17 protein-coding genes are annotated in these 11,442 nt (G+C 65.0%); all 17 read right to left on the minus strand.

Features of this window, described 5'->3' with window-relative positions:
• Positions 1–3 precede the first annotated feature (3 nt).
• Positions 4–309 carry an NADH-quinone oxidoreductase subunit NuoK gene (gene nuoK / locus AC1RRR_RS04625; RefSeq protein ID WP_013079344.1) on the minus strand — a complete coding sequence of 102 codons (306 nt, stop codon included), beginning with the start codon at positions 307–309 and terminating at the stop codon, positions 4–6.
• Complete coding sequence (locus AC1RRR_RS04630; RefSeq protein WP_291878130.1) at positions 306–923, minus strand: NADH-quinone oxidoreductase subunit J; 618 nt, start codon at positions 921–923, stop codon at positions 306–308. The genes nuoK and AC1RRR_RS04630 overlap by 4 nt, the downstream gene beginning before the upstream one ends.
• An 82-nt stretch (positions 924–1,005) precedes the next feature.
• Entirely contained in the window at positions 1,006–1,497 is a 492-nt protein-coding gene (gene nuoI, locus AC1RRR_RS04635) for an NADH-quinone oxidoreductase subunit NuoI (RefSeq protein WP_184719347.1), read from the minus strand.
• Positions 1,498–1,507: 10 nt separating this feature from the next.
• Positions 1,508–1,732 carry a hypothetical protein gene (locus AC1RRR_RS04640; RefSeq protein WP_492810929.1) on the minus strand — a complete coding sequence of 75 codons (225 nt, stop codon included), beginning with the start codon at positions 1,730–1,732 and terminating at the stop codon, positions 1,508–1,510.
• Positions 1,729–1,968, minus strand: coding sequence for a hypothetical protein (locus tag AC1RRR_RS04645; protein ID WP_492810930.1), 240 nt, complete (start codon positions 1,966–1,968; stop codon positions 1,729–1,731). The genes AC1RRR_RS04640 and AC1RRR_RS04645 overlap by 4 nt, the downstream gene beginning before the upstream one ends.
• Positions 1,968–3,026: an NADH-quinone oxidoreductase subunit NuoH gene (nuoH, locus tag AC1RRR_RS04650; RefSeq protein ID WP_492810931.1), complete on the minus strand. Its 1,059-nt coding sequence runs from the start codon at positions 3,024–3,026 to the stop codon at positions 1,968–1,970. Before nuoH ends, AC1RRR_RS04645 begins: the two co-directional genes overlap by 1 nt.
• A gap of 3 nt (positions 3,027–3,029) precedes the next feature.
• Complete coding sequence (gene nuoG / locus AC1RRR_RS04655) at positions 3,030–5,090, minus strand: NADH-quinone oxidoreductase subunit NuoG (protein WP_492810933.1); 2,061 nt, start codon at positions 5,088–5,090, stop codon at positions 3,030–3,032.
• Positions 5,091–5,095: 5 nt separating this feature from the next.
• Positions 5,096–6,415, minus strand: coding sequence for an NADH-quinone oxidoreductase subunit NuoF (gene nuoF / locus AC1RRR_RS04660; protein ID WP_492810934.1), 1,320 nt, complete (start codon positions 6,413–6,415; stop codon positions 5,096–5,098).
• Positions 6,416–6,418: 3 nt separating this feature from the next.
• The gene (locus AC1RRR_RS04665; protein ID WP_492810935.1) at positions 6,419–6,685 is read right to left on the minus strand and encodes a hypothetical protein; all 267 of its coding nucleotides are present in this window, start codon (positions 6,683–6,685) and stop codon (positions 6,419–6,421) included.
• Positions 6,682–6,906, minus strand: a complete 225-nt coding sequence (locus tag AC1RRR_RS04670) for a hypothetical protein (RefSeq protein ID WP_492810936.1) — start codon at positions 6,904–6,906, stop codon at positions 6,682–6,684. The genes AC1RRR_RS04665 and AC1RRR_RS04670 overlap by 4 nt, the downstream gene beginning before the upstream one ends.
• 1 nt (position 6,907) lies before the next feature.
• Positions 6,908–7,597 carry an NADH-quinone oxidoreductase subunit NuoE gene (gene nuoE / locus AC1RRR_RS04675; protein ID WP_492810938.1) on the minus strand — a complete coding sequence of 230 codons (690 nt, stop codon included), beginning with the start codon at positions 7,595–7,597 and terminating at the stop codon, positions 6,908–6,910.
• A 10-nt stretch (positions 7,598–7,607) separates the two neighbouring features.
• Positions 7,608–7,940, minus strand: coding sequence for a nuclear transport factor 2 family protein (locus tag AC1RRR_RS04680; RefSeq protein ID WP_492810939.1), 333 nt, complete (start codon positions 7,938–7,940; stop codon positions 7,608–7,610).
• Positions 7,937–9,187 (minus strand): NADH-quinone oxidoreductase subunit D, encoded by a 1,251-nt coding sequence (locus AC1RRR_RS04685; RefSeq protein ID WP_492810940.1) that lies wholly within the window; start codon positions 9,185–9,187, stop codon positions 7,937–7,939. Before AC1RRR_RS04685 ends, AC1RRR_RS04680 begins: the two co-directional genes overlap by 4 nt.
• 2 nt (positions 9,188–9,189) lie before the next feature.
• Positions 9,190–9,585 carry a hypothetical protein gene (locus AC1RRR_RS04690; protein WP_492810942.1) on the minus strand — a complete coding sequence of 132 codons (396 nt, stop codon included), beginning with the start codon at positions 9,583–9,585 and terminating at the stop codon, positions 9,190–9,192.
• Between the two features lie 20 nt (positions 9,586–9,605).
• The gene (locus AC1RRR_RS04695) at positions 9,606–10,199 is read right to left on the minus strand and encodes an NADH-quinone oxidoreductase subunit C (protein WP_454716355.1); all 594 of its coding nucleotides are present in this window, start codon (positions 10,197–10,199) and stop codon (positions 9,606–9,608) included.
• Positions 10,196–10,792, minus strand: a complete 597-nt coding sequence (locus AC1RRR_RS04700) for a NuoB/complex I 20 kDa subunit family protein (protein ID WP_492081828.1) — start codon at positions 10,790–10,792, stop codon at positions 10,196–10,198. The genes AC1RRR_RS04695 and AC1RRR_RS04700 overlap by 4 nt, the downstream gene beginning before the upstream one ends.
• The gene (locus AC1RRR_RS04705) at positions 10,762–11,139 is read right to left on the minus strand and encodes an NADH-quinone oxidoreductase subunit A (protein ID WP_454716357.1); all 378 of its coding nucleotides are present in this window, start codon (positions 11,137–11,139) and stop codon (positions 10,762–10,764) included. Before AC1RRR_RS04705 ends, AC1RRR_RS04700 begins: the two co-directional genes overlap by 31 nt.
• Positions 11,140–11,442: the final 303 nt, after the last annotated feature.

Consider the following 11,442-nt stretch of genomic DNA (forward strand, 5'->3'; position numbering starts at 1 on the left):
CGCTTAGCCCTTCATCATGCTGGCGTCGTCAACCGCGATGTCGCCGCGGTTTCGGAAGAAGGTCACAAGGATGGCCAGACCCACGGCCGCCTCGGCGGCGGCGACGGTCAGCACGAACATGGCGAAGATCTGCCCCGCCACGTCGTGCAGGTAGGCCGAGAACGCCACGAGATTGATGTTCACCGCCAAGAGGATCAGCTCGATCGACATCAGGATGACGATGATGTTCTTGCGGTTCACGAAGATGCCGAAGACGCCGATCGTGAACAGGATCGCGGCGACGACGAGATAGTGCGGCAGGCCGATCATTCGGAGATCCCCTCACCCGGCTTGATCTGGACCAGCTCCATGCCGGTCTTGGGCGTGCGGGCCACCTGCTTGCCGATGTCCTGGCGCTTGACGCCCGGCTTGTGGCGCAGGGTCAGGACGATGGCGCCGATCATGGCGACCAGCAGCACCAGGCCCGCCAGTTGGAAGAAGAAGACGTAGTCGGTGTAGAGCACGCGACCAATCGCTTCGGTGTTGGGGACGCCGCCCGGCGAGGCGTTCGGCAGCGGGTTCTTCGAGGCCGCGCCGTTGGTGGCCACCGTGGCGGCGACGAACACCATCTCCAGCGTCAGGATGCCCCCGACCAGACCGCCGATCGGCAGGTACTGGGCGAAGCCCTGGCGGAGCTCGGCGAAGTCGACGTCCAGCATCATGACGACGAACAGGAACAGCACCGCGACCGCGCCGACATAGACGACGATCAGCAGCATCGCCAGGAACTCCGCGCCCAACAGGACGAAGAGGCCGGCGGCCGAGAAGAAGGCGGTGATCAGGAAGAGCACCGAGTGCACGGGATTGCGCGCCGACACGACGAGAAGACCCGCCGCGATGGTCACGAATGCCAGCAAATAGAAAGCGATCGCCTGCAAGGGCATCGGCCCAGGGCTCCCCTGATAACTTAAGTCCAACGACGGCCCGCCAGAACGACGCGCCGCCCGCTTCGGATTCGCCCCTCCCTTAGCGGTAGGGCGCGTCCAACTCCAGATTCTTCGCGATCAGGCGTTCCCAACGGTCGCCGTTATCGAGAAGGCGTTCCTTGTCGTAGTAGAGCTCTTCGCGGGTCTCGGTCGCGAACTCGATGTTCGGACCTTCCACGATGGCGTCGACCGGGCAGGCCTCCTGGCACAGACCGCAGTAGATGCACTTGACCATGTCGATGTCGTAGCGGGTCGTGCGGCGGCTGCCGTCCTCGCGCGGTTCGGCTTCGATCGTGATCGCCTGGGCGGGGCAGATGGCCTCGCACAGCTTGCACGCGATGCAGCGCTCCTCGCCCGACGGATAGCGACGCAGAGCGTGCTCACCCCGGAAACGGGGCGACTGCGGGCCGCGCTCGTTCGGGTAGATCACCGTCTTCTTCGGCGCGACCAGGTACTTCATGGCCAGGCCGAAGGCGCCGGCGAAGTCCAGAAGGGCCGCGCCCTTGGCCGCTTGAGTGATGCGCTGGAACACCAGAGCTCTCCTAACACTTTTCCTTGGGGAAAGGACGGACGTCCCTGCCCTGCTCTTTCTGCTGCCGCCGCATCGTCTGCTCGATGACGCATTTGTTGGTCTTGGCGTCGCGATCTCGTCGCGCCTCGACCTGCTCATCGTGCGTCCGCTGCGGCGGTCGCTGAATACCGCGTCCCCAGGTCGAACAGCCGGCCAACAGGCCCACCGTCACGATCCCGAGGACAATCCGCCTCATTTCCCAGCCTTGGGAATGACGCAGGTGTAGTTCGACAGCTGGGCGGGGTCTCCCCCGTCCTGCTTGGCCTGGATGATCCCGCCCGAGGCCTTGCACTTGTCGCCTTCGCGCCGCAGATCGTCGTAGCTGACGACCCCATCGCCCAGCGAATAGGACCGATCCGCCGCCGCGACGCCCGCACAGGCCGTCAGGGCAAGGCCGGAAAGGCCTAAAGCAAGGATCAGGGCGCGGCGCATCAGGCCCCCGGACCGAACACGCGCCACGCGGCGACCGCGGCCACCAACACCAGCGAGGTCGGCAGGAACACCTTCCACCCCAGGCGCATCAGCTGGTCGTAGCGGTAGCGAGGCACGATGGCCTTCGCCATGGCGAACATGAAGAACCAGAAGACGATCTTGGCGTAGAACACCAAGGCCAGGGCGAACTTGCCCCACCAGCCCCACATCGCCACCAGATCAACCGGCAGGCCCAGGTTCCAGCCGCCGAAGAACAGCACGCTGATCATGGCGCACATCAGGACGATGTTCGAATACTCGGCGACCATGAACAGCAGGTACGGGGTCGAGCTGTACTCGACCTGGTAACCGGCCACGAGTTCGGATTCAGCTTCCGGAAGGTCGAAGGGCGGGCGGTTCGTCTCGGCCAGGGCCGAGATGTAGAACATGCCCATCGAGACGATCATCACCGGCACGAGGACGATGTTCTTCAAGCCGCCGCCGAAGACGTTCCAGTTCCAGAACCAGCCCGACTGCTTCTCGACGATGGTCGAGAGGTTCATCGAACCGGCCAGCAGGATCACCGTGATGATGATCAGGCCGATCGAGACTTCGTACGACACCATCTGGGCCGCCGAACGCAGGGCGCCCAGGAACGGATACTTCGAGTTCGAAGCCCAGCCGCCCATGATGATGCCGTAGACGCCCAGCGAGCTCATCGCCAGCAGGTACAGGATGCCGACATTGAGGTTCGACACGACCCAGCCCGGCGCGAACGGCACCACGGCCCAGCCGACGAAGCCCAGGATCAGGCTGACCAGCGGGGCCAGCAGGAAGATCGCCTTGTCGGCGCCGGCCGGAATGACGATTTCCTTCAGCACGAACTTGAAGAAGTCGGCGAAGGACTGCAGCAGGCCGAAGGGACCAACGACGTTGGGACCCTTGCGCATCTGGACGCCGGCCCAGATCTTGCGGTCGGCGAGCAGCAGGAAGGCCAGGCTCAGCAGAACCCAGATCACGACCAGCAGGATGCCGCCCGTCGTGAGACCAAACCAGAGAAGCGGATTCGTCGGGCCCACGGTCTACTCCGCCGCGATCTTGGCGGCGCCGGAAGCCACGGCCGCACATTCGGCCATGGTCACGCTGGCGCGCGCGATGGGGTTGGTCAGGTGGAAAGCCTTGATCGGACTTTCGAACGGCGCGTCCGAGGCTTCGCCGTCAGCGCCCAGGGCGCCGACATCGAACGACGTGGCGACGGAGCCCGGCGCGTAGTCGATCTGACCGAAGGTCGGATGGTCGGCGAACAGCCTGGCGCGCAGCTGGTCCAGGCTGTCGTAGGGCAGCTTGTGACCCAGCACTTCCGACAGGGCGCGCAGGATCGACCAGTCTTCCTTGGCCTCGCCCTTCGGGAACACCGCGCGGCGGCCCAGCTGGACGCGACCTTCGGTGTTCACATACAGGCCGTTCTTTTCGGTGTAGGCGGCGCCCGGCAGGATCACGTCGGCCTTGTGCGCGCCGGCGTCGCCGTGCGTGCCCAGGTAGATCTTGAACGCGCTCGAAGCCGAAGCCTCGCACTCGTCGGCGCCCAGCAGGAACAAGACGTCCACGGCGCCCGGCTTCAGCATGTCGCTAGCGGCCAGACCGCCCTCGGCCGGGACGAAGCCCATGTCGAGGCCGGCCACGCGGGCAGCAGCCGTGTGCAGGACGTTCCAGCCGTTCCAGCCTTCGCGCACGACCTTGACGGTCTTGGCGAGGCCGGCGGCGGCCTTGAGGATCGCGCCGCCATCGGCGCGCGACAGAGCGCCCTGGCCGATGATGATGGCGGGACGCTCGGCGGCCTTCAGGGCGGCGACGAAGTCGTTCTTGCTCTTGGCCAGGCCCGACAGCGTCTTGGCGCCAGCGCCGAGGTAGTCGTAGTCGAACGTCAGGTCGGCTTGCTCGCCGATGACGCCGAAGCGGGTCTTGCCGGCGATCCACTGCTTGCGGAAGCGAGCGTTCAGGACCGGGGCCTCAAGGCGCGGATTGGCGCCGACGAACAGGACCACGTCGGCATTCTCGATGCCGGCCAGGGTCGAGTTGAACAGCCAGCTTTCGCGCGGGCCAGCGCCCAGGGCCGAACCGTCCTGGCGGCTGTCCAGGTTCTTCACGCCCAGGGCGGTGAAGAGGTCCTTGGTCGCCTTCAGGCTTTCAGCGTCCTGCAGGTCGCCAGCGATGACGCCGATGCGATCCGGCGAAGTCGCCTTGATCTTGGCGGAGACGGCGGCGAAGGCTTCGGCCCAGGTGGCCGGCTTCAGGCTGCCGTTCACGCGGACGTACGGACGGTCCAGACGCTGACGGCCCAGGCCGTCGACGGCATAGCGCGTCTTGTCCGAGATCCACTCTTCGTTGACGTCCTCGTTGATGCGCGGCAGCACGCGCAGCACGGCCGAGCCGCGGGCGTCGACGCGGATCGACGAGCCCAGGGCGTCCATGACGTCGACGCTTTCGGTCTTCTTCAGTTCCCACGGACGGGCTTCGAAGGCGTATGGCTTGGAGGTCAGGGCGCCGACCGGGCACAGGTCGATCACGTTGGCGCTGAGCTCCGACGTCACCGCCGCGCCCAGATAGGTCGTGATTTCAACGTCTTCGCCGCGCGAGATCAGGCCGATTTCCGGCGAGCCGGCGACTTCGGTGATGAAGCGGACGCAGCGGGTGCACTGGATGCAGCGCGTCATCACGGTCTTGATGAGCGGGCCCATGGCCTTCTCTTCGACCGCGCGCTTGTTCTCGTCATAGCGGCTGTCGTCGCGGCCGTAGCCGACCGCCTGGTCCTGCAGGTCGCACTCGCCGCCCTGGTCGCAGATCGGGCAATCCAGCGGGTGGTTGATGAGCAGGAACTCCATCACCCCTTCGCGGGCCTTCTTGACCATCGGAGTCTTGGTGAAGATCTCCTGGCCCTCGGCGGCCGGCAGGGCGCAAGACGCCTGCGGCTTCGGCGGGCCGGGCTTAACCTCGACCAGGCACATCCGGCAGTTGCCGGCGATGGACAGACGTTCGTGATAGCAGAAGCGCGGGATCTCTTCCCCAGCCAGTTCCGCGACCTGCAGAACCGTCATGCCGGGCTCGAACTCGACCTCGACGCCGTTGACCTTGGCGATAGCCATTCTTGTTACTCCGCCGCGATCAGCTTGGCGCCCTGCACGTGCAGGCGACCGCTACGATAGGAAGCGATCCGCTCCTCCACCTCGTGGCGGAAGTGACGGAACAGACCCTGGATCGGCCAGGCGGCCGCGTCGCCCAGGGCGCAGATGGTGTGACCCTCGACCTGGGTCGTGACGTCCAGCAGGGTGTCGATCTCTTTCGGATCGGCCTCGCCGGTCGCCATGCGTTCCATGACGCGCCACATCCAGCCGGTGCCTTCACGGCACGGCGTGCACTGGCCACAGCTCTCGTGCTTGTAGAAGTATGACAGGCGAGCGATGGCGCGGACCAGGTCGGTGTCCTTGTCCATGACGATGACGGCGGCCGTGCCGAGACCCGACTTCAGGTTCCGCAGGGCGTCGAAGTCCATCGGCAGGTCTTCGCACTGCTCGGCCGGGATCATCGGAACCGACGAGCCGCCCGGGATGACGGCCTTGAGGTTGCCCCAGCCGCCACGGATGCCGCCGCAGTGGTCTTCCATCAGCTGACGGAAGGGGATGCTCATGGCTTCTTCGACGTTGCAGGGCAGGTTCACGTGGCCCGAGACGCAGAACAGTTTGGTGCCGGCGTTGTTGGGACGGCCAAAGCCCGCGAACCACGAGGCGCCGCGACGCAGGATCGTGCCGGCGACGGCGATGCTCTCGACGTTGTTGACGGTGGTCGGCATGCCGTACAGGCCCGCGCCGGCCGGGAACGGCGGCTTCAGGCGCGGCTGGCCTTTCTTGCCTTCCAGGCTTTCCAGCAGAGCGGTTTCTTCACCGCAGATGTAAGCGCCGGCGCCGTGGTGGACGTAGATGTCGAAGTCCCAGCCGTGGACGTTGTTCTTACCCACCAGGTTGGCTTCGTAGGCTTGCTTGATCGCCGCTTCCAGGCGCTCGCGCTCGAACACGTACTCGCCGCGGATGTAGATGTAGCAGGCGTGGGCCAACATGGCGCGCGAGGCGATCAGGCAGCCTTCGATCAGGAGGTGCGGATCATGCCGCATGATCTCCCGGTCCTTGCAGGTGCCCGGCTCGGATTCATCGGCGTTGACCACGAGGTAGTGCGGACGACCGTCCTTCACTTCCTTGGGCATGAACGACCACTTGAGGCCGGTCGAGAAACCGGCGCCCCCCCGGCCGCGCAGGCCGGAGTTCTTCATGTTGTCGATGATCCAGTCGCGCCCGGCGTCCAGGATGTCCTTGGTGCCATTCCAGCAGCCGCGCTTCTTCGCGCCCTCGAGGCCCCAATCCTGGAGACCGTAGAGGTTCGTGAAGATGCGGTCCTTGTCTTCGAGGATACCGACCATGACTCAGCTTTGCGGATCGAATGGATGGGCGCGCACATAGCGCGTCCGACGAATGATGACATAGGCGAAAAGCAGCCAGCCCGCGCCAATCGTGACGAGACCGGCGACAACCGCCCAGAACGGCGCGCCTTGAGCGGTGCGACCCCAGATCAACAGGATCGCGCCGACCATGCACGCCACGAGCCCCATGCCGCGTTCGCGGCGACCCAGGGCCCGGATGGTGTCGAAATAGGCCGCCTTGCGGGTGTTCAGGGCGCTGTCGTCGATCATGACGAAGTCCCTTCCCTCTTGGCCGCGCGCATCCAGCCCAGGATGAACCAGATCTGCGAGCCAAGACCCCCGACCAGCGCCACGAAGAAGACCGGCAGCAGCCAGTCGATCTTCAGCGACACCGCGCCAACGATCGCCACGCCGGCCAGCACGAAGCAGACCGCGGTGATGGCGATCATCACGGTCAGGCGCTTCTTCTGGAGGACGGCGTCGGCGGTCATGTTAGGCGGTCGGCTCCGGCTTTGCCTTCGTAGCCTTGGGCTTCTCGGGCAGGTTCGGAATCTTGATCTTCTTGGCGTACGAGCCGTCGTACAGCTTCGGGTCCGTCAGGGTGTGGATCGCCCCCTTCGGCTCCGACGACACGCGGCCTTCGTAGCTGCCCGGCTTCGGGTCCTTGCCGGCCGCGAAGTCGTCCAGGATCTGGGCCAGGCTCTCCGGCGTCAGGTCCTCGTAGTAGTAGTCGTTGATCGCGGCCATCGGGGCGTTGCAGCACGCGCCCAGGCACTCGACCTCTTCCCAGCTGAACTTGCCGTCGGCCGAGACGTGGTTGGCGTCGCCGATCTTGGCCTTCAGCACGGCCTTCAGGTCCAGCGCGCCGCGCAGCTGGCACGGCGTGGTGCCGCACAGCTGCACGAAGGCGACCTTGCCGACCGGCTGCAGCTGGAACATCACGTAGAAGGTGGCCACTTCCAGCACGCGGATGACCGGCATTTCCAGCTGCTTGGCGATCTCCTGGATCGCCGGCTCGGAAATCCAGCCTTCCTGCTTCTGGGCCAGCCACAGCATCGGGATCACCGCCGACTGCTTGCGGACGGCGGGATACTTGGCTTTCCACCAATCGGCCTTGGCCTGGCTGTCCTTGGAGAAGGCGAAGCTGGCGGGCTGCTCTTTGGCGAGACGTCTCACACTCATTTCAGGGCGCTCATCGGGCGAAATCCACGCGGACGATCTTGTCGCCCTTGAAGGTGTAGATGGCGGCGACCTGGAACGGCGCATCGCCGTTGCCGCGGTCGACATGCTCGTGGTCGATCACGTTGGACCCGACCACGATGCGGTTCAGCAGCTTCGCGTGGTTCTTGGGGAACTCGGCGAAGGTCTTGGCGTAGAAGGCGCGATAGGCGTCGAGGCCCGTACGCGCCACGTCGCCGTTCAGGCCCGCCACGACGACGTCGTCGGCGAAGTGGGCGCAGTGCGCGTCCAGGTCCTGGGCGTTGTAGGCGTCGAGTTGCGCCTGGGCGATGGTCTCAATGCTCACCGGTCGACCTCACCGAACACGATGTCGAGCGAGCCCAGGATGGCCGAAACGTCGGCCAGCTGGTGGCCGCGGTTCATCCAGTCCATCGCGGCCAGGTGCGAGAAGCCCGGGGCCTTGATCTTCACGCGGTACGGCTTGTTGGTGCCGTTGCTGACGACGTAGACGCCGAACTCGCCCTTGGGGGCTTCGACGGCCGCGTAGACCTCGCCTTCCGGCGTCTTGAAGCCCTCGGTGTAGAGCTTGAAGTGGTGGATCAGGGCTTCCATCGAGCGCTTCATCTCGGCGCGGCGCGGCGGGCTGACCTTGTTGTCCTCGGTCAGCACCGGGCCCGGCGTGGCGCGCAGCATGGCGACGGCCTGCAGAATGATCTTGGTGCTCTCACGCATTTCCTGCATGCGGCACAGATAGCGATCGTAGCAGTCGCCGTTCTTGCCCAGCGGGATGTCGAACTCGAACTCGTTGTAGTTCTCGTACGGCTGGTTGCGGCGCAGGTCCCAGGCGATGCCCGAACCGCGCACCATCACGCCCGAGAAACCCCAGGCCCAGGCGTCTTCCTTGCTCACGACGCCGATGTCGACGTTGCGCTGCTTGAAGATGCGGTTGTCGGTGATCAGGCCTTCGATGTCGTCGCAGATCTTGGGGAAAGCCTTCGCCCAGGTCTCGATGTCGTCGATCAGCTCGGGCGTCAGGTCCTGGTGGACGCCGCCCGGACGGAAGTAGTTGGCGTGCAGACGAGCGCCGCAAGCGCGCTCGTAGAAGATCATCAGCTTCTCGCGTTCCTCGAAGCCCCAGAGCGGCGGCGTCAGGGCGCCGACGTCCATGGCCTGGGTCGTCACGTTCAGCAGGTGGTTCAGGATCCGGCCGATCTCGCAGAACAGCACGCGGACGATCTGACCGCGCTTGGGCACTTCGACGCCCAGCAGCTTCTCGATGGCCAGACAGAACGCATGCTCCTGGTTCATCGGCGCCACGTAGTCGAGGCGGTCGAAGTACGGGATGTTCTGCAGGTAGGTGCGCGCTTCCATCAGCTTCTCGGTGCCGCGATGCAGCAGGCCGATGTGCGGATCGACGCGTTCGACGATTTCGCCGTCCAGCTCCAGCACCAGGCGCAGCACGCCGTGCGCGGCCGGGTGCTGCGGGCCGAAGTTGATGTTGAACTTGCGGACGGGCGTCTCCGGGATGGCCGGAGTCGTCGGTTCGTCACGGAAGAAGTCGGTCGCCGCGGCGGGCGAGTTCGTGCCGGTCATGGCTACGGACCTTCGTTACGCTGCTCGATGCTGAGCGACACAAGCAGTCCTGCGATCAGCAGAACCACGCCCAGCAAGGTGATGATGGTGGTCGCGACGTCCCAGCTCTGGGAAATCGCGGCCTGTGAGAGCGGCAGAGCCAGCAGGACTGAAGCCGCCCCGAGCAGCGCGCTGCGCAGCTCGGCCACTTCCATCCGCCGGATGCTGGCGCCGACGGCCAGCATGATCACCGAAACCATGATCGCGACGCCCAGCGACTTGTTCTGCTCCGGGCTGATCACCGGCGCCTTCGTGAACCACCCGGTCAGCCGCATCCCGATGGTCATCAGGAACGCGGTCGAAAAGGCGACCAGAAAGAACGAGGTGGCGGAACGAAACGTCGGCCGTCGCAAACCCATGATTGGTCATCCCCTGCTCGCTATTGAGCCTTCTCGTCACCGGGGAGCGCGTACTTGGCGCCTTCCCAGGGCGAGAGGAAATCGAACGCACGGAACTCGGTAATCTTGACGGGTTCGTACACGACGCGCTTGAGCTCGTCGTCGTAGCGAACTTCCACATAACCCGTCATGGGGAAGTCCTTCCGCAGCGGATGGCCGTGGAAGCCGTAGTCGGTCAGGATCCGGCGCAGGTCCGGATGGCCCGAGAAGAACACGCCGTACATGTCGAACGCTTCGCGCTCAAACCAGTCGGCGACCGGGAACACCGGCGTGACGCTGGGCACCGGGGTGTCCTCGTCCGTCATCACCTTCAGGCGGATGCGGGTGTTCTTCACCATCGACAGCAGGTGGTAGACCACGTCAAAGCGCGCGGCGCGCTCGGGATAGTCGACCGCCGTCAGGTCCACCAGCTGGTGGAAGCGGGTCGCGGCGTCGTCACGCAGGAAGGTCAGGGTGTCGACGACGCCCTCGGCCTTGGCCACGATCGTCAGTTCGCCAAACGCCACCGAATGGCCCAGCACGCCGGGCGCGCGGGCGACGATGTCCTGGCCCAGGGTTTCGAGATCTTGGCTCATCGCTCGATCGTACCCATGCGACGGATCTTCTTCTGGAGCTGCAGCACGCCGTAGACCAGGGCTTCGGCCGTGGGCGGGCAGCCCGGCACGTAGATGTCGATCGGCACGACGCGGTCGCAACCGCGCACGACGCTGTAGCTGTAATAGTAGTAGCCGCCGCCGTTGGCGCAGCTGCCCATCGAGATGACGTAGCGCGGCTCCGGCATCTGGTCGTAGACCTTGCGAAGGGCCGGAGCCATCTTGTTGGTCAGCGTGCCGGCGACGATCATCACGTCCGACTGACGCGGGCTGGCGCGCGGCGCGAAGCCGTAGCGCTCCAGGTCGTAGCGCGGCATGGCCGAGTGCATCATCTCGACGGCGCAGCACGCCAGGCCGAACGTCATCCACATCAGCGAGCCCGTGCGGGCCCAGGTGATCAGGTCGTCGGCGGCGGCCGTGATGAAGCCCTTGTCGGCCAGCTGCTGCGAGACGCCGTCGAAGAACGGGTCGTGCAGCTTGGGGTCATAGCCCTCGACCGTCGAGCGGCCGCCCGAAAGCGCCGGAACGGTGGTGGCGGGAACGATCACTCCCATTCGAGGGCGCCCTTCTTCCATTCATAGATAAAGCCGACGGTCAGCACGCCCAGGAAGGTCATCATCGACCAGAAGGCGAACTGGGCCACGTCGTGCGGCAGCTTCATCAGCGTGACCGCCCAGGGGAACAGGAACGCCACTTCCAGGTCGAAGATGATGAAGAGGATCGACACCAGATAGAACCGGACGTCGAACTTCATGCGCGCGTCGTCGAAGGCGTTGAAGCCACATTCGTACGCGGACAGCTTTTCCGGGTCCGGCGCCCTTGGCGCGAACACGGCTGCCGCCAGAATGAAGACGATGCCGATAGCCGCCGCGATCCCTAGGAAGATCACGATCGGCAGATACTGAAGAAGGAAGGCGGTCATGACAGCCCTTGGCTTGAATCGAGCGGGTTGTAGCCCACTGTCGTCAACGCTTCAAACGCCCGAGGCACATTGAGAAACGATCGCAACTAGACCTGCTTTCCCTAACGCCGGTCTGGGAAAAACAAGGGTCCGGATGATCAGGCCCCACAGCTGTTCTTGGCGACTATCCACACGAATTCGGGTGTCGCACAGCAGCGAATTGTCGCTTCTTCGATATGGCCGTTGACACGAGTCTTCGAGCGACATATCAGACGCCCCTCGCCGCAGGGCGGGTCGCACTTTCGCTTCGGCGAAGGGATATGC

The sequence above is a fragment of the Caulobacter sp. GW821-FHT12D05 genome (assembly GCF_058807295.1).

Bases quoted from the DNA above. Each gene is read 5' to 3' on its own strand.
- nuoK (WP_013079344.1), bottom strand. From the start codon at position 309: ATGATCGGCCTGCCGCACTATCTCGTCGTCGCCGCGATCCTGTTCACG.
- AC1RRR_RS04630 (WP_291878130.1), bottom strand. From the start codon at position 923: ATGCCCTTGCAGGCGATCGCTTTCTATTTGCTGGCATTCGTGACCATC.
- AC1RRR_RS04640 (WP_492810929.1), bottom strand. From the start codon at position 1,732: ATGAGGCGGATTGTCCTCGGGATCGTGACGGTGGGCCTGTTGGCCGGC.
- AC1RRR_RS04645 (WP_492810930.1), bottom strand. From the start codon at position 1,968: ATGCGCCGCGCCCTGATCCTTGCTTTAGGCCTTTCCGGCCTTGCCCTG.
- nuoG (WP_492810933.1), bottom strand. From the start codon at position 5,090: ATGGCTATCGCCAAGGTCAACGGCGTCGAGGTCGAGTTCGAGCCCGGC.
- nuoF (WP_492810934.1), bottom strand. From the start codon at position 6,415: ATGGTCGGTATCCTCGAAGACAAGGACCGCATCTTCACGAACCTCTAC.
- AC1RRR_RS04665 (WP_492810935.1), bottom strand. From the start codon at position 6,685: ATGATCGACGACAGCGCCCTGAACACCCGCAAGGCGGCCTATTTCGAC.
- AC1RRR_RS04670 (WP_492810936.1), bottom strand. From the start codon at position 6,906: ATGACCGCCGACGCCGTCCTCCAGAAGAAGCGCCTGACCGTGATGATC.
- nuoE (WP_492810938.1), bottom strand. From the start codon at position 7,597: ATGAGTGTGAGACGTCTCGCCAAAGAGCAGCCCGCCAGCTTCGCCTTC.
- AC1RRR_RS04685 (WP_492810940.1), bottom strand. From the start codon at position 9,187: ATGACCGGCACGAACTCGCCCGCCGCGGCGACCGACTTCTTCCGTGAC.
- AC1RRR_RS04690 (WP_492810942.1), bottom strand. From the start codon at position 9,585: ATGGGTTTGCGACGGCCGACGTTTCGTTCCGCCACCTCGTTCTTTCTG.
- AC1RRR_RS04695 (WP_454716355.1), bottom strand. From the start codon at position 10,199: ATGAGCCAAGATCTCGAAACCCTGGGCCAGGACATCGTCGCCCGCGCG.
- AC1RRR_RS04700 (WP_492081828.1), bottom strand. From the start codon at position 10,792: ATGGAAGAAGGGCGCCCTCGAATGGGAGTGATCGTTCCCGCCACCACC.
- AC1RRR_RS04705 (WP_454716357.1), bottom strand. From the start codon at position 11,139: ATGACCGCCTTCCTTCTTCAGTATCTGCCGATCGTGATCTTCCTAGGG.